This is a genomic window from Paracidovorax wautersii, from assembly GCF_031453675.1.
Classification (GTDB): Bacteria; Pseudomonadota; Gammaproteobacteria; order Burkholderiales; family Burkholderiaceae_C; genus Paracidovorax.
In genome coordinates this window covers 290,360-304,890 of record NZ_JAVIZX010000001.1, presented here as the reverse complement: position 1 = coordinate 304,890, position 14,531 = coordinate 290,360, and the positions used below count along the sequence as shown (strand labels likewise).

Below are 14,531 nucleotides of genomic sequence, written 5' to 3'. Positions count from 1 at the left end.
TGCTTTTGCCGGTGGCGGAACGGTGACAATCCCCGTCGACTTGGCCGAGCAACTCGGCGGCTCTGACTTGAAAAGGACATACCGTGATTCTTGTAACAGGCGGCGCAGGCTTCATCGGCTCGCACACCTGCGTGGCACTGGCCGAAGCGCAGATCCCTTATCTCATCCTGGACAACTTCTGCAACAGCCGCCGTTCGGTGCTCGAGCGTTTGGAGCGCATCACCGGGAAGGCGCCGCAGTGGATCGAGGGCGATGTGCGAGACGGCGCGCTGGTCGAGCGTGTGCTTAAGGAGCACGCCATCGAAGGCGTCATCCACTTCGCGGCCTTGAAGGCGGTGGGCGAGTCGGTGCGCGAACCCCTGCGTTACTACGACAACAATGTGGCCGGTACGGTGACGCTGCTGCGGGCCATGCAGTCGGCCGGCGTGCGCACGCTGGTGTTTTCCTCATCCGCCACGGTGTACGGCGAGCCTGCCACGCTGCCGATCCAGGAGGATTTCCCGCTGTCGGCCACCAACCCCTATGGCTGGACCAAGCTGATGATGGAGCAGGTGCTGGCCGATGTGGACCACGCCGAGCCGGGGCAGTGGCGCATTGCGCGACTGCGCTACTTCAACCCCGTGGGGGCGCATGAGAGCGGCCTGATCGGCGAGGACCCGCAGGACGTGCCCAACAACCTGCTGCCCTACGTGGCGCAGGTGGCCGTGGGCCTGCGCGAGTCGCTCAGCGTCTATGGCGACGACTATCCCACGCCCGACGGTACGGGCGTGCGCGACTACATCCATGTCTGCGATCTGGCGGATGGCCATGTGGCTGCGCTGCGCTACCTGCGCGAGAACCCGGGCCTGCTCACCGTCAACCTGGGCACCGGCCGCCCCGTGTCGGTGCTGGAGATGGTGCGCGGCTTTGAGCGTGCGAGCGGCCGGCCCGTGCCCTACAAGATCGTGGCGCGCCGCCCGGGCGATGTCGCCCAGTGCTGGGCCGATCCGGCGCTGGCCGAGCAACTGCTGAGCTGGCGCGCACGGCTCGATCTGGACCGCATGTGCCAGGACGCCTGGCGTTGGCAGGACGGAACGGCCCGCACGCTGGCCTGATCCACAGAGTCCGGCCGCCCGCCGCTACGGCACCGGCGCGAGCCTGCCGTGACGGGCAGGGCCGTGGCCTGCCCGTGCGGAGCGCGTCAGCCGGCGTGGCTGTTCGCGGAGGCGGGTACGGGATCGGGCTGGGTGTCCAGCGTGGCGGCGTGCACGGCCGCGTCTTCTTCCGAGAGCAGGGCATCCTCCCACTTGGCCACCACGGCGGCGGCGATCGAGTTGCCCACGGCATTGGTGGCAGAGCGCCCCATGTCCAGGAAGGTGTCCACCCCGAGGATCAGCAGCAGGCCGGCTTCGGGTATGTCGAAGTGGTTCAGCGTGGCGGCAATCACCACCAGCGACGCGCGCGGCACGCCGGCCATGCCCTTGGACGTGAGCATCAGGATCAGCAGCATGGTGATCTGCGTTTCCAGCGGCAGATGGATGCCGTAGGCCTGCGCGATGAACAGCGTGGCGAACGTGCAATAGATCATCGATCCGTCGAGGTTGAACGAGTAGCCCATGGGCATCACGAAGCTGGAAATGCGGCGCTTGACGCCGAAACGGTCCAGCGCGTCGAGCAGCTTGGGATAGGCGGCCTCGGAACTGGCCGTGGCGAACGACAGCAGGAAGGCCTCCTTGATTTCCTTGAGCAGCTTGAAGACGCGGCGCCGCAGCGCCACGTAGCCCGCCAGGATGAGCACTCCCCATAGCACGAACAGCGCCAGGTAGAACTCGCCCATGAACACGGCGAACTTCAGCAAAATGCCCAGGCCGTTGACGGCCACGGTGGCGGCCATGGCGGCCAGCACGGCCACCGGCGCGAACTTCATCACATAGCCCGTGATCTTGAGCATCACGTGCGACAACTCCTCGATGCCCCGTACCAGGGTGTGGGCCTTGTCGCCCAGCGCCGCGAGGGCGATGCCGAAGAACATCGAGAACACCACGATCTGCAGGATCTCGTTGTTGGCCATGGCCTCGACGAAGGACCGCGGCACGAGGTGGTTGACGAAGTCCTTCAGGGTGAACTTCGACGTCGCCAGCTGCGCCGACTGGCCGACGTCCGGCAGCGGCAGGTTGAGGCTGGCGCCGGGCTGCAGCAGGTTGGCCAGCACCAGGCCCAGCAACAGCGAGATCAGCGAGGCCGTCAGAAACCAGCCCATGGCCTTCAGGAACACGCGTCCGACGGAGGAAGCATCCCCCATGTGGGCGATGCCCACCACCAGGGTGGAGAAGACCAGCGGCGCGATCAGCATCTTGATGAGGCGCAGGAACACGTCGGAAGCGATGGAGATGTAGCCTGCGATGCGCGCCGTTTCCTGGGGCTCCAGCACATTGGCGTGGATGAGGTGGCCGATCACGATGCCCAGCACCATGGCGACCAGGATGCCGAGCGTCGGCGGCAGTTTTCTTTTGCGAAGCAACATAGAGAGACAGTTGGCGGGGCCGTCCGCCGCGAGCGGGGCTCCCCCGCCGGAAGAGGAAAGGGGGCGATTGTCCTGCAAGACGGGTTCCTCCCCTTGACGGCCCTCAATCGGTATTGCAACGGGCTTTTACAATGGCCGCATGCCCGATCCCCTGTCCTTGCCGCCTTCCGTGCGCTCCATTCCGTTCCACGGCCAGCCCGCTTGGCAGATGGCCTTGCCCACCGGAGACACGGTGATCGTGGCCGAGCAAGGTGCCCAGGTGCTGTCCTGGACCACGGCCGATGGTGCCGAGCGGTTCTTCCTCAGCCCGCGCAGCCTGTTCGACGGGCACAGCGCCGTGCGCGGTGGCGTGCCGGTGTGCTTTCCGCAGTTCAACCAGCGCGGGCCGCTGCCCAAGCATGGCTTCGCGCGCAACCTGCCGTGGCGGCTGGAGGGCGGTGAGGAGGGAGAGCAGGGCGCCACGCTGCGCCTGCTGCTGGAAGACAGCGAGGCGACCCGGCGCTGGTGGCCCGAACATGCCTTTGCCGCGCGGCTGGCGGTCACGCTCGGCGCCGGCACCCTGCGGCTGGAGCTGTCCGTGCACAACCCAGGTCCCACCACATGGGACTTCACCGCCGCACTGCACGGTTATCTGCACGTGGACGACATCGGCGGCACCCGCCTCGACGGCCTGGACGGCCAGGCCCGCTGGGACACCGTGGCCGATGTGCGCGATGTGCAGCACGGGCCGGTCACCTTCGCCGGCGAATACGACAGCGTCTTTGCCGCCGCGCCGGCTCCCCTGCAACTGCACCAGGCCGGCGGCGGCCGGCTGTCGATCGCCCAGAGCCCGGAGTGGGGTAATACGGTGGTCTGGAACCCCGGCGCCACCCTTTGCGCGGCGTTGCCGGACATGCCCGCCGACGGCTACCGGCAGATGCTGTGCGTCGAAGCCGCCTGCATCGACGAGCCCGTGCCCATGGCGCCCGGCGCCCGGTGGTCGGGCTGGCAGCAGCTGCAGGTTCTCTGATTTCCCGTCTTTTCTCTCTTCTGGAGCGTCTCCCATGCTGGCCAAGCGCATCATTCCCTGCCTCGACGTGACCGGCGGTCGCGTGGTGAAAGGGGTCAATTTCGTCGAACTGCGCGATGCGGGCGACCCGGTCGAGATCGCCGCGCGCTACAACGCGCAGGGCGCCGACGAGCTGACCTTTCTGGACATCACGGCCACCAGCGACGGACGTGACCTGATCCTGCCCATCATCGAGGCCGTCGCCAGCCAGGTGTTCATTCCCCTGACCGTCGGCGGAGGTGTGCGCACCGTCGAGGATGTGCGCCGCCTGCTCAACGCCGGCGCGGACAAGACCAGCTTCAATTCCGCCGCGCTGGCCAACCCCGATGTGATCAATGCAGCATCGGACAAGTACGGCGCCCAGTGCATCGTCGTGGCCATCGACGCCAAGCGCCGCCAGGGCGCCGACGTGGCGGCGCGGGGCGAAGGCTGGGACGTGTACAGCCACGGCGGGCGCAAGAACACGGGCCTGGACGCCGTGCAGTGGGCCAGCGAGATGGCGCGCCGCGGCGCGGGTGAGATCCTGCTGACCAGCATGGACCGCGATGGCACCAAGTCCGGCTTCGACCTGCAGCTGACGCGGGCCGTGAGCGACGCGGTCAGCGTGCCGGTGATCGCCTCCGGCGGCGTCGGCAACCTGGAGCATCTGGCCGACGGCGTGCAGCAGGGCGGCGCCGATGCGGTGCTCGCCGCCAGCATCTTCCATTACGGCGAGTTCACGGTCGGCCAGGCCAAGGACCGCATGGCCGAGCGCGGCATTCCGGTGCGCCGCTGAGCGGATCCCAGGGCGTCCTTTGAATGAAATAGGCATCTAGCGCTTATGGAATAAGCGCACCATGCTATTAAAAAATGAGTAATGCTGCGCTGCAGCAAATGAAAGACAATGCTCCGATGAACTGGCTCGACGAAGTGAAGTGGGATGCCCAGGGCCTGGTGCCCGCCATTGCGCAGGAGCAGGGCTCCGGCGATGTGCTGATGTTCGCCTGGATGGACCGCGAGGCCCTGCAGAAGACGGCCGAGCTGGGCCGCGCGGTGTACTTCAGCCGCTCGCGCGGCAAGCTGTGGTTCAAGGGCGAGGAGTCCGGCCACGTGCAGACCGTGCACGAGATCCGGCTGGACTGCGACAACGACGTCGTGCTGCTCAAGGTGACGCAGCAAGGCCACGAGCCCGGCATCGCCTGCCACACCGGCCGCCACAGCTGCTTCTTCAGCGTGCTGAAGGACGGCGCCTGGCAGGCCGTCGACCCGGTCTTGAAAGACCCCGAATCCATCTACAAGTGACCTCCATGAGCGCAGCCGCCGATACCCCCCGCAACGCCTCCCTGGAAGGTGCCCTGGCGCGCCTGGCCACCGTGATCGAGGGCCGCAAGCCCGCCCACGGGGGCGACCCCGAGAAAAGCTACGTCGCGCGCCTGCTGCACAAGGGGCCGGATGCTTTCCTCAAGAAGATCGGCGAAGAGGCCACCGAAGTGGTCCTGGCCGCCAAGGACGCCGACCATGGCGGCGACGCCGGCAAGATCGTCTACGAGGTGGCCGACCTGTGGTTCCACTCCATGATCGCGCTGGCGCACTACGGCCTGTCGCCGGCCGATGTGGTGGCCGAACTGGAGCGCCGCGAGGGCACCAGCGGCATCGAGGAAAAATCGCTGCGCAAAGCCGCCGACCGGGCCACCGAAGAAGGGAAAACCGCATGAGCAACGACATCATCGACGTGGAACCCAACGAATCGCTGCGCACCATCGGCTGGGTGAGCTATGTGCTGCACCTGATCGTGGCCGTGGCCGCGGTGCTGCCCAGCGCCCAGCCCAGCATCGTGCTGCTGTTGATCGCCCTGATCCTCGACCTGGTCAAGCGCGACGACGCCCGTGGCACCTGGCAGGAATCGCACTTCTCCTGGCGCATCCGTTCGGTGCTGTGGGCCGGCGTGCTCTATCTGGTCACTGCGCCGCTGTGGCTGCTGTTCCTGATCCCCGGCTGGATCGCCTGGGTGCTGATCTCGCTGTGGTTCCTCTACCGCATCCTGCGCGGCATGCTGGCCATGAGCAACGGCCGGGCGATCCATGCCTGAACCCCACGACGTGCAGCGGCTCAACCTGGCGCTGCAGGGAGGCGGCTCGCATGGCGCGCTGACCTGGGGCGTGCTGGACGCGCTGCTGGAAGACGGCCGCTTCCGCTTCGACGGCATCAGCGGCACCAGCGCGGGGGCCATGAACGCCGTGGCGCTGGCGCACGGGTTTGCCCAGGCCGCCCAGCAGCACCACGCCGATGCCGAGGCGGCCCATGTCGCCGGGTGCGAACTGGCCCGCGCCACGCTGACGCGCCTGTGGGAGGGCGTGGGCACGCTGGGCAGCCTGATGTGGGGCGTGCCCCTGCCCGGCGCCAACCCGCTGCTGGGCATGATGTCGCAGTGGCTCTCGCCCTACCAGACCAATCCGCTGGGCATCAATCCGCTGCGCCGGCTGCTGGAGCGCGAGGTCGATTTCGACGGGCTGTCCGCCTCCCGGGGCCCCAAGGTGTTCGTGTGCGCCACCAACGTGCGCACGGGGCGTGGCGAGATCTTCTCGGGCAAGCGCCTGAGTGCCGACGCGGTCATGGCCTCGGCGTGTCTGCCGCTGCTGTTCAAGGCGGTCGAGATCGAGGGCGAGCACTACTGGGACGGCGGCTATTCCGGCAATCCGGCCCTGCACCCGCTGATCTACAAGACCGACTGTGCCGACGTGCTGCTGGTGCAGATCAACCCCATCGAGCACCCGACCGTGCCCGACAACGCGTCCGAGATCATGGAGCGCATGAACGAGGTCACCTTCAATGCCAGCCTGCTGGCCGAGATGCGTGCCATCGAATTCGTGCGCCGGCTGCTGGCCGAGGGCAAGCTCGATGCCCAACGCTACAAGAGCGTGCGCATGCACCGCATAGATGGCGGTGCCGTGCTGGCCGGCTTTGGCGCGGCGAGTAAGACGCGCGCCGATCTGCCCTTCGTGCGCCAGCTGTTCGCCCTGGGCCGGGAGGCCGGCCAGCAATGGCTGCACAAGCATCGCGCCGACGTCGGCGTGCGTCCCAGCGTCAACATCGCCGACAATCCCTGAAAGCGCCGCACGCCCTGCACGGCGCTTTCATGTCTCGTCGTTTCCTGCATTCACTCCACCGCCCCATGCACGACCCCGATTGCCTCTTCTGCAAGATCGTCCGCGGCCAGATTCCCTCCAAGAAGGTCTATGAGGACGAGGACGTTTTCGCGTTCCACGACATCCACCCGGCAGCCCCGGTGCACTTCCTGATGGTGCCCAAGGCCCATGTGCATTCCATGGCCGGCGTGACCGAAGTGCACGCCGCACTGCTGGGCAAGATGATGGTGCTCGCCCCGCGCCTGGCGCTGGAGCAGGGCTGCAATCCCTATCCCGATGGCGGCTACCGCATCGTGGTGAACACCGGCACCGAGGGCGGCCAGGAAGTCCATCACCTGCACCTGCATGTGATGGGCGGCCCCCGTCCCTGGCTGAAGGGCTGAGCGCCTTAGAACGTGTTTACGATCTCGCAGGGGTCACGCAGCGGCGTTTGCGGGAGGGGATGCAAGGCGCGGTGCGCTGCCAATAGCTCGGCTATTGGCAAGCGCCGCAACGCCGCAGACCGCCCGCAAACGCCACTGCCCGAAGGGTTGGAGCGAAATCGGGCGATTGAACGCCTCGAATGCTTGCATGGGCATGAGCCCATGCGGCGCATCCGAAGCGTCCACTCATTCCGATTGCGCTCCAACGCGACCCCTGCGAGATCGTAAACACGTTCTTAGGCCTCGGCGCCAGGGCCGGGCCGCAACCGGCTGTGACAGCGCAGCCGCGATGTTGCTAGGGATATGTCCGGCCGTCATGTCCGGGGTCTAGAATGTTCTGTATTCGTTAGGAGATTTTCCATGGGTTCGTTTTCCATTTGGCACTGGCTGATCGTTCTGCTGATCGTCGTGATGGTGTTCGGCACCAAGAAGCTCAAGAACATGGGCTCCGACCTGGGCGGTGCCGTCAAGGGCTTCAAGGACGGCATGAAGGACGGCTCGGCCGCCGATACGACGGCCACGCCCACGCCTCCCGCAGGGCAGGTGGCCAACCAGGCGGCTGCCGACAAGACCACCATCGACGTCGAAGCCAAGCAAAAGAGCTGATCGCCTTCCGCACCTTGAGCCTGTTCCATGATTGATATTGGCCTGTCCAAGATGGCGCTGATCGGCGCGGTGGCGCTGATCGTCATCGGGCCCGAGAAGCTGCCCCGCGTGGCCCGTACCGTCGGGACCCTGCTGGGCAAGGCGCAGCGCTACGTGACCGACGTGAAGGCCGAGGTCAACCGCTCGATGGAGCTGGACGAGTTGCGCAAGATGAAGGACTCCGTCGAGGGCGCGGCCCGCGACGTCGAGCAGTCCATGCACACGGCGGCGTCCGATTTCCAGAAGGATTGGGACACGTCCATCGGCCACTCCTCCACGCATTCTTCGGTGGGCGCTGGAGAGAGCACGGTCGTGCCGGCCTACCGGCATCCGGGCAAGAACTGGCGGCTCAAGCGGGGAGCCACCCCACAGTGGTACAAAGCCCGCTCGGGCGTGCGCACCAAGGCGCAGTCGGGCGCCGCACGCGTGGCCCGTTTCCGGCCGCAGAAATTCCATTGAACGCCGCGCGGCGCGTCCGGGCCGCGCAGGCCTAGGCGGGCGCAGCGCCCGCAACCCCCCATGTCAGAAACTCCCCACCCTGAAGACGAATTGGCCGGTACCGAGCAGCCGTTCGTGCAGCACCTCATGGAGCTCCGCGACCGTCTGGTCAAGGCGCTGATCGCTGTCGGCATCGCCGCCGGCCTGCTGTTCCTGTACCCCGGCCCGGGCGCGCTCTACGATCTGCTGGCGGCGCCGCTGGTGGCCCACCTGCCCAAGGGAGCCACGCTGATCGCCACCTCGGTGATCTCGCCCTTCATGGTGCCCCTGAAGATTCTGCTGATGTCGGCCTTCCTGGTGGCGTTGCCCGTTGTGCTCTACCAGGTATGGGCGTTCGTGGCACCGGGGCTGTACTCGCACGAGAAGAAGCTGGTGCTGCCTCTGGTGGTGTCCAGCACCTTGCTGTTCTTCATCGGCGTGGCGTTCTGCTATTTCTTCGTCTTCGGCCAGGTATTCAGCTTCATCCAGAGCTTCGCGCCCAAGAGCATCACCGCCGCGCCGGATATCGAGGCGTACCTGAGCTTCGTGCTGACGATGTTCCTTGCCTTCGGACTGGCCTTCGAGGTGCCCGTCGTCGTCGTCGTGCTGGCGCGCATGGGCATCGTGGACGTGGCCAAGCTCAAGAGCTTCCGCGGCTACTTCATCGTGATCGCCTTCGTGATCGCCGCCGTGGTCACGCCGCCGGACGTGGTATCGCAGCTGGCCCTGGCCATCCCCATGTGCCTGCTGTACGAGCTGGGCATCTGGGCCGCCCAGCTGTTCATCCGCCACACGAAGGCGCCGGAAGACGTGCAGGAACCGACCACCTGAACCACCGGGCCCCTTGCGGTGGCGCTATCCACCGTGTTCGCCTCGGCCCCTTCCCGGGCAGGCCGCAAATATGAAAAGAGCTGCCAACGCAGGTATTATCTGCGCTGACAGCTCTTTTTTTGATAGCGATGGTCTGGGTCTGTTGACGTAGCCCATGGCCCCGCGCTATCGATCCTGAACGGCTGCGGGCAAGGCGTGCACAAACCTGCGCAGCCATGCCGCTCGGGGCGCGCTCAGCGCGTGGGCGCCCCGGCGGTCATCGGCCCTCTCAGCGCCGCTGCGGCATCCGCTGCTGCTGGGGACGCGGACGCGTGCCGGGCACCACGCTGACCTCCAGCGCCGCATCGCCGCGGCGCAGCTGGAAGGAGGCCGGCGTGCCCGGCTTGAGGGCAGCCACCGCCGTCAGCAGGGCGGACACGTTCTGGGTCGGCTTGTCGTCCACCGACACGATGACGTCGCCGGGCCGCACGCCCGCTTGGGCGGCCGGGCCGTCCTGCAGCACACCGGTGATGATCACGCCTTCGGACGCCTTCACGCCGAAGGTCTCAGCCAGCTCGGGAGACAGCTCGTTCGGCTCCACGCCGATCCAGCCGCGCGTGACCTGCCCGTCCTTGACAATGCCGTCGAGCACCAGCTTGGCCGTGGACACGGGAATGGCGAAGCCGATGCCCATGCTGCCGCCCGAGCGCGAGTAGATGGCGGTGTTGATGCCCATGAGATTGCCGTTCACGTCCACCAGCGCGCCGCCGGAGTTGCCGGGGTTGATGGCGGCATCGGTCTGAATGAAGTTCTCGAAGGTGTTGATGCCCAGCTGGCTGCGGCCGAGCGCGGACACGATGCCGCTGGTGACGGTCTGGCCCACGCCGAACGGGTTGCCGATCGCCAGCACCTGGTCGCCCACGGCGAGCTGGTCGGAATTGCCCAGGACGATCACCGGCAGCTTGTCGAGGTCGACCTTGAGGATGGCCAGGTCGGTGTCCGGGTCGGTGCCGATCACGCTGGCGCGGGCGCGGCGGCTGTCGGTCAGCGTCACCTCGATCTCGTCCGCGCCTTCCACCACGTGGTTGTTGGTGAGGATGTAGCCGTCGGGGCTGATGATGACGCCGCTACCCAGGCCGGTCTGCGCCTGCGTGCCCTGGTCGCCGAAGAAGAACTGGAACCACGGATCGTTGCTGCGCGGGTGGCGCACGGCCTTGCTGGTGTTGATGCTGACCACCGCCGGCGCCGCCTTGCGCGCTGCGGCGCTGAAGCTGCCCGCCGCGGGCTGGGGCACCGGGCTGGCGGGCGCCTCGATCAGCGAGATGCCCGCGCTGCTGCGCGTCGCACCGCCCCGGATCCAGTCGGGCTGGAGGGTGGCAACCACAAAGTAGGCCGCGACGAGCACCGTCACGGTTTGGGAGAACAGCAGCCAGAAGCGCTTCATGGGATGGAGGCCGATCCTTGCAAAACCTGCATTGTCGCCCGACTGGCGCTCCCTGTTACAGGATGCGCGGCCCTGCAGCAAGCGAGGTTGTCAGTGCAGGGTCAGTGATGCTGGGTGGAAACCCCTAGAATGTGGCGGACTGTAACCGCTTCCCGTTCGCCGCGCCCTGGCCCACCTGCCCAGGCCGCTCGCTCCAAGCCCCCACCCCGGACTGCCTGCTGAACGTCGGACTGCCCATGGCACGCCACCGGTGCCTTGCGCGGCGTGCAGTTGTCCTGTCGAGTTTTCGAAAAAAGCACCATGACCACTGTGACCTCGGCGTCCCCTCTGTCGGACGCTGCCCTCCATCGCCCCTTGAACCGCCGCGACTACCAGACGCTGGGCCTGTCGGCCCTGGGCGGCACGCTGGAGTTCTACGACTTCGTCGTCTTCGTTTTCTTCGCGAAGATCCTGGGCGCGCTGTTCTTCCCCGTCGACATGCCCGACTGGCTGCGCCAGCTGCAGACGCTGGGCATCTTCGCCGCCGGCTACCTGGCACGCCCCCTGGGCGGGATCATCATCGCCCACTACGGCGACAAGCTGGGCCGCAAGAAGATGTTCACGCTGTCCATCTTCCTGATGTCCGTGCCCACGCTGGTGATCGGCCTGCTGCCGACCTATGCCGTCATCGGCATCGCCGCACCGCTGCTGCTGCTGGCCATGCGCATCCTGCAGGGCGCGGCCATCGGCGGCGAGATGCCGGGCGCCTGGGTCTTCGTGGCCGAACACGTGCCGCAACGCCATTACGGCTTTGCCGTGGGCACGCTGACGGCAGGCATCACCGGCGGCATCCTCCTCGGCTCGCTGATCGCGGTGGGCCTGAACACCTGGTACACGCCGGCGGAGATCAACGACTGGGCCTGGCGCATTCCGTTCATCCTGGGCGGCGTGTTCGGCCTGGTGTCGGTGTACCTGCGCCGCTTCCTGGAAGAAACGCCGATCTTCCAGGAGATGGCCGAGCGCAAGAAGATCGCCCGCGAACTGCCGGTGAAGACCATCCTGCGCGAGCACCGTCCGTCGATCGCCCTGGTGGCGCTGATGACGTGGGTGCTGTCCACCGCCATCGTGGTGGTCATCCTCTTCACGCCGGTGTACCTGCAGACGGTGTTCCAGATCCCCGCGGCGCTGGCGCTCAAGGCCAACGTGGGCGCCACGCTCACGCTGACCATCGGTTGCGCGCTGACGGGCTGGGCCTCCGACCGGTTCGGCACCAAGGCCGTCATGCTGGTGGGCTGGGGCGGCCTGGCGATCACCTCGTACATCTTCTACATGGGCCTGCCCGGCACGCCCGAGTCGCTGGTTTGGACGTACGCGCTGGTCGGCTTCTTCGTCGGCACCATCTCCATGCTGCCCATCGTGGGGGTGCGCGCCTTCCCGCCGGAAGTGCGCTTCTCCGGCCTTTCGTTCTCGTACAACATGGCCTACGCCGTGTTCGGTGGCATGACGCCCATCCTGATCAGCGTCTGGCAGAAGTACGACGTCATGGCGCCCGCCCACTACGTGGCGGCCATGGGCGTGCTGGGCTTTCTGATCGGCTTCTGGCCCCTGGCCTCCCGCGGCTGGCAGCCGACGGGATCCGCCCGGCGCGCCTGACCGCAGAGCCCGCAGTGCTGCGGGCTCTGCCCGGGCGCGGGGCTGAGACAATCGGGCCCATGAGCAGCATCACCCGAGAAGATCTGCAGGCCCGCTTCGACGGCCTGCTGCAGCCCGAGCGCTTCAAGGACTACGGCCCCAACGGGCTGCAGGTCGAGGGCAAACCGCGCATCGAGCGCATCGTCAGCGGCGTCACCGCCAGCCGGGCGCTGATCGAAGCCGCCATCGACCACCGCGCGGACGCCGTCTTCGTTCACCACGGCCTGTTCTGGCGCGGGCAGGACGGCCGCGTCACCGGCTGGATGAAGCAGCGCCTGCGCCTGCTGCTGGCGAATGACATCAACCTCTTCGCCTACCACCTGCCCCTGGATGCGCATGCCGAGTGGGGCAACAACGCCCAGCTGGGCCGCGTGCTCGGCCTGCAGGCCGACCGCCGGTTCGGCGAGCAGGACCTGGGCTTTGCGGCGCCCGCCACCTTCGATGGCCCGCAAGCCCTGGCCGACCATGTGCAACAGGCGCTGGGCCGCAGCGTGACCGTGGTGGCGCATGCGACGGACGGCACGGCCCGCCCGATCCGCCGCGTGGCCTGGTGCACCGGCGGCGCCCAAGGCTACTTCGAGTCCGCCGTCGCTGCCGGTGCGGATGCCTTCATCACCGGCGAGATCTCCGAACCCCAGGCCCATCTGGCGCGCGAGACCGGTGTCGCCTTCATCGCTGCCGGCCACCACGCCACCGAGCGCTACGGCGCGCCGGCCCTGGCCTCCCATGTGGCGGCCGAACTGGGGCTGGAGCACGTGTTCATCGACATCGACAACCCGGCCTGATCGGAATGCTCATCAATTGATAGCTGTATGCGCCTGTCCATCAAGCGCTACAGGCCATTTTGATCATGAATGCCAGGATATGACCGCTGAGCTTCCCATCGCCATCACCCCCGGCGACCCGGCCGGTATCGGGCCCGAGATCGTCGCCCGGGCGTTCCGCGACGCGCCGCAGGACCTCCGCGGCTGCTTCGTCGCCGGAGAGCCAGCCACCCTGCGCCGGGCCGCGCAGTGCATCTCGGCGGCGGGCGACACCAGCCTGCCGGTGGCGGTCATCGCCTCGGCGTCCGAGGTGGCCGGGTTGCCACCGCGCTGTCTGCCCGTTCTGCCTTTGCCCGGCCTGCCGGGGCCGCTGCCTTACGGACAGGTCAGCGCCGAGGCTGGCAGGGCCGCTGCGGAGTGCGTGGTCTGGGCTGCGCGCGCGGCGTTGCGCGGCGAGATCGCCGCGTTGGTCACCGCGCCGTTGCACAAGGAGGCGTTGTTCGCAGCCGGCGTGGACTATCCCGGCCACACCGAACTGCTGCAGGCGGAGGCCGCGCGCCACCACGGCGTACCCCTGCAGAAGATGCCCGTTCGGATGATGCTGGCCAACGACGAGCTGCGCACGGTGCTGGTCAGCATCCATGTGTCCCTGCGGCAGGCGCTGGATGCGGTGACGCGCGAGAATGTGCTGCGCACGCTGCGCATCACCCACACGGCGCTGGCGCGCAGCCTGGGCCGTACGCCGCGCATCGGCGTGGCCGGGCTCAATCCGCATGCGGGGGAGGGCGGCCTTTTCGGCCGCGAGGAACTGGACGCCATCGCGCCCGCGATCGCCGACGCCCGCGCCGAAGGCATCGACGCGGTGGGCCCCTTCGCGCCGGACACCATCTTCATGCGGGCGCGCCACACGCCGCAGCGCGCTGGGGAGTTTGACGTGGTACTGGCGATGTACCACGACCAAGGACTGATTCCGGTGAAGTACCTGGGCGTGGACAAGGGCGTGAACGTGACCCTGGGGCTGCCGCTGGTGCGTACCAGCCCGGACCACGGCACGGCGTTCGACATTGCCGGCCAGGGCATCGCGGACGCCGGCAGCCTCGTCGAGGCCGTCCGAGAAGCGCGTCGTCTGGTACGCGGCTGAAACGGCGGGCCCGCATCGCGCGGGCCGTCGTTCATGCGGTCGTCAGCCGCGGCGCGCGAGGCTGTCGCGAATCTCGCGCAGCAACACGATGTCTTCGGGCGTCGGAGCCGGTGCCGCGGGAGGGGCGGGCGGTGCTTCGCGCTTGAGCCGGTTGATTTGCTTGACCATCATGAAAATGATGAAAGCGAGAATGGCGAAATTCACGGCGACGGTAATGAAACTGCCATAGGCCAATACCGGAACGCCGGCTTTGCGCAATGCATCGAGCGTGTTGGGCACACCCGCCGGCACGGTGCCTAAAACCAGAAACAGGTTGGTGAAATCGAGTCTGCCGAATACCAGGCCGACCACCGGCATGATCAGGTCGTTGACGACGGAATCCACGATCTTCCCGAAGGCCCCGCCAATGATCACGCCCACGGCCAGATCTATCACATTCCCCTTGACCGCAAACTCCCTGAACTCCTTTGCAATGCCCATT

The 14,531-nt window shown here is 67.2% G+C and carries 17 protein-coding genes; 14 read left to right on the top strand and 3 right to left on the bottom strand.

The window, feature by feature from the left end:
• Positions 1-83: 83 nt before the first annotated feature.
• Positions 84-1,094: a UDP-glucose 4-epimerase GalE gene (galE, locus tag QE399_RS01430; RefSeq protein WP_309825568.1), complete on the top strand. Its 1,011-nt coding sequence runs from the start codon at positions 84-86 to the stop codon at positions 1,092-1,094.
• Positions 1,095-1,180: 86 nt separating this feature from the next.
• On the opposite strand, the gene QE399_RS01425 is transcribed toward galE, so the two are convergent.
• Positions 1,181-2,503: a dicarboxylate/amino acid:cation symporter gene (locus QE399_RS01425; RefSeq protein WP_309825567.1), complete on the bottom strand. Its 1,323-nt coding sequence runs from the start codon at positions 2,501-2,503 to the stop codon at positions 1,181-1,183.
• 139 nt (positions 2,504-2,642) lie between these two features.
• Here QE399_RS01425 and QE399_RS01420 point away from each other — a divergent pair, with 139 nt between their 5' ends.
• From QE399_RS01420 to tatC, 10 genes are all read left to right on the top strand, one after another.
• Positions 2,643-3,512 carry a D-hexose-6-phosphate mutarotase gene (locus QE399_RS01420; protein ID WP_405043007.1) on the top strand — a complete coding sequence of 290 codons (870 nt, stop codon included), beginning with the start codon at positions 2,643-2,645 and terminating at the stop codon, positions 3,510-3,512.
• A gap of 34 nt (positions 3,513-3,546) precedes the next feature.
• The gene (hisF, locus tag QE399_RS01415) at positions 3,547-4,326 is read left to right on the top strand and encodes an imidazole glycerol phosphate synthase subunit HisF (RefSeq protein ID WP_309825566.1); all 780 of its coding nucleotides are present in this window, start codon (positions 3,547-3,549) and stop codon (positions 4,324-4,326) included.
• Between the two features lie 98 nt (positions 4,327-4,424).
• Positions 4,425-4,832 carry a phosphoribosyl-AMP cyclohydrolase gene (hisI, locus tag QE399_RS01410; protein WP_473093996.1) on the top strand — a complete coding sequence of 136 codons (408 nt, stop codon included), beginning with the start codon at positions 4,425-4,427 and terminating at the stop codon, positions 4,830-4,832.
• Between the two features lie 5 nt (positions 4,833-4,837).
• Entirely contained in the window at positions 4,838-5,245 is a 408-nt protein-coding gene (locus QE399_RS01405) for a phosphoribosyl-ATP diphosphatase (RefSeq protein ID WP_309825564.1), read from the top strand.
• Positions 5,242-5,619 carry a DUF4870 family protein gene (locus tag QE399_RS01400; RefSeq protein WP_309825563.1) on the top strand — a complete coding sequence of 126 codons (378 nt, stop codon included), beginning with the start codon at positions 5,242-5,244 and terminating at the stop codon, positions 5,617-5,619. Before QE399_RS01405 ends, QE399_RS01400 begins: the two co-directional genes overlap by 4 nt.
• Positions 5,612-6,637: a patatin-like phospholipase family protein gene (locus QE399_RS01395; RefSeq protein ID WP_309825562.1), complete on the top strand. Its 1,026-nt coding sequence runs from the start codon at positions 5,612-5,614 to the stop codon at positions 6,635-6,637. Before QE399_RS01400 ends, QE399_RS01395 begins: the two co-directional genes overlap by 8 nt.
• Positions 6,638-6,702: 65 nt before the next feature.
• Entirely contained in the window at positions 6,703-7,059 is a 357-nt protein-coding gene (locus QE399_RS01390; RefSeq protein ID WP_309825561.1) for a histidine triad nucleotide-binding protein, read from the top strand.
• Positions 7,060-7,458: 399 nt separating this feature from the next.
• Positions 7,459-7,704: a Sec-independent protein translocase subunit TatA gene (tatA, locus tag QE399_RS01385; RefSeq protein ID WP_309825560.1), complete on the top strand. Its 246-nt coding sequence runs from the start codon at positions 7,459-7,461 to the stop codon at positions 7,702-7,704.
• Between the two features lie 27 nt (positions 7,705-7,731).
• A complete protein-coding gene (gene tatB, locus QE399_RS01380) occupies positions 7,732-8,202 on the top strand; it encodes a Sec-independent protein translocase protein TatB (RefSeq protein WP_309825559.1) in 471 nt (156 codons plus the stop codon).
• A gap of 60 nt (positions 8,203-8,262) precedes the next feature.
• Entirely contained in the window at positions 8,263-9,051 is a 789-nt protein-coding gene (gene tatC / locus QE399_RS01375) for a twin-arginine translocase subunit TatC (protein ID WP_309825558.1), read from the top strand.
• A gap of 268 nt (positions 9,052-9,319) precedes the next feature.
• On the opposite strand, the gene QE399_RS01370 is transcribed toward tatC, so the two are convergent.
• Positions 9,320-10,474, bottom strand: coding sequence for a S1C family serine protease (locus QE399_RS01370; RefSeq protein ID WP_309825557.1), 1,155 nt, complete (start codon positions 10,472-10,474; stop codon positions 9,320-9,322).
• 300 nt (positions 10,475-10,774) lie between these two features.
• Between QE399_RS01370 and QE399_RS01365 the strand changes: the two genes are divergently transcribed.
• The 3 genes from QE399_RS01365 to pdxA all read left to right on the top strand — a co-directional run bounded on the left by QE399_RS01365 (position 10,775) and on the right by pdxA (position 14,050).
• Positions 10,775-12,106, top strand: a complete 1,332-nt coding sequence (locus QE399_RS01365) for an MFS transporter (RefSeq protein ID WP_309825556.1) — start codon at positions 10,775-10,777, stop codon at positions 12,104-12,106.
• Between the two features lie 59 nt (positions 12,107-12,165).
• The gene (locus QE399_RS01360; protein ID WP_309825555.1) at positions 12,166-12,930 is read left to right on the top strand and encodes a Nif3-like dinuclear metal center hexameric protein; all 765 of its coding nucleotides are present in this window, start codon (positions 12,166-12,168) and stop codon (positions 12,928-12,930) included.
• 79 nt (positions 12,931-13,009) lie between these two features.
• Positions 13,010-14,050 (top strand): 4-hydroxythreonine-4-phosphate dehydrogenase PdxA, encoded by a 1,041-nt coding sequence (gene pdxA / locus QE399_RS01355; protein WP_309825554.1) that lies wholly within the window; start codon positions 13,010-13,012, stop codon positions 14,048-14,050.
• Between the two features lie 42 nt (positions 14,051-14,092).
• On the opposite strand, the gene mscL is transcribed toward pdxA, so the two are convergent.
• Positions 14,093-14,530 (bottom strand): large conductance mechanosensitive channel protein MscL, encoded by a 438-nt coding sequence (gene mscL, locus QE399_RS01350; protein WP_309825553.1) that lies wholly within the window; start codon positions 14,528-14,530, stop codon positions 14,093-14,095.
• Between the last annotated feature and the right edge of the window lies 1 nt (position 14,531).

Excerpts from the sequence above, each read along its gene's own strand:
- hisF (WP_309825566.1), top strand. The coding sequence starts at position 3,547 with ATGCTGGCCAAGCGCATCATTCCCTGCCTCGACGTGACCGGCGGTCGC.
- QE399_RS01420 (WP_405043007.1), top strand. The coding sequence starts at position 2,643 with ATGCCCGATCCCCTGTCCTTGCCGCCTTCCGTGCGCTCCATTCCGTTC.
- QE399_RS01405 (WP_309825564.1), top strand. The coding sequence starts at position 4,838 with ATGAGCGCAGCCGCCGATACCCCCCGCAACGCCTCCCTGGAAGGTGCC.
- pdxA (WP_309825554.1), top strand. The coding sequence starts at position 13,010 with ATGACCGCTGAGCTTCCCATCGCCATCACCCCCGGCGACCCGGCCGGT.
- QE399_RS01395 (WP_309825562.1), top strand. The coding sequence starts at position 5,612 with ATGCCTGAACCCCACGACGTGCAGCGGCTCAACCTGGCGCTGCAGGGA.
- QE399_RS01425 (WP_309825567.1), bottom strand. The coding sequence starts at position 2,503 with ATGTTGCTTCGCAAAAGAAAACTGCCGCCGACGCTCGGCATCCTGGTC.
- QE399_RS01360 (WP_309825555.1), top strand. The coding sequence starts at position 12,166 with ATGAGCAGCATCACCCGAGAAGATCTGCAGGCCCGCTTCGACGGCCTG.
- hisI (WP_473093996.1), top strand. The coding sequence starts at position 4,425 with ATGAAAGACAATGCTCCGATGAACTGGCTCGACGAAGTGAAGTGGGAT.
- tatA (WP_309825560.1), top strand. The coding sequence starts at position 7,459 with ATGGGTTCGTTTTCCATTTGGCACTGGCTGATCGTTCTGCTGATCGTC.
- QE399_RS01365 (WP_309825556.1), top strand. The coding sequence starts at position 10,775 with ATGACCACTGTGACCTCGGCGTCCCCTCTGTCGGACGCTGCCCTCCAT.
- QE399_RS01390 (WP_309825561.1), top strand. The coding sequence starts at position 6,703 with ATGCACGACCCCGATTGCCTCTTCTGCAAGATCGTCCGCGGCCAGATT.
- mscL (WP_309825553.1), bottom strand. The coding sequence starts at position 14,530 with ATGGGCATTGCAAAGGAGTTCAGGGAGTTTGCGGTCAAGGGGAATGTG.
- QE399_RS01370 (WP_309825557.1), bottom strand. The coding sequence starts at position 10,474 with ATGAAGCGCTTCTGGCTGCTGTTCTCCCAAACCGTGACGGTGCTCGTC.
- QE399_RS01400 (WP_309825563.1), top strand. The coding sequence starts at position 5,242 with ATGAGCAACGACATCATCGACGTGGAACCCAACGAATCGCTGCGCACC.
- tatC (WP_309825558.1), top strand. The coding sequence starts at position 8,263 with ATGTCAGAAACTCCCCACCCTGAAGACGAATTGGCCGGTACCGAGCAG.
- tatB (WP_309825559.1), top strand. The coding sequence starts at position 7,732 with ATGATTGATATTGGCCTGTCCAAGATGGCGCTGATCGGCGCGGTGGCG.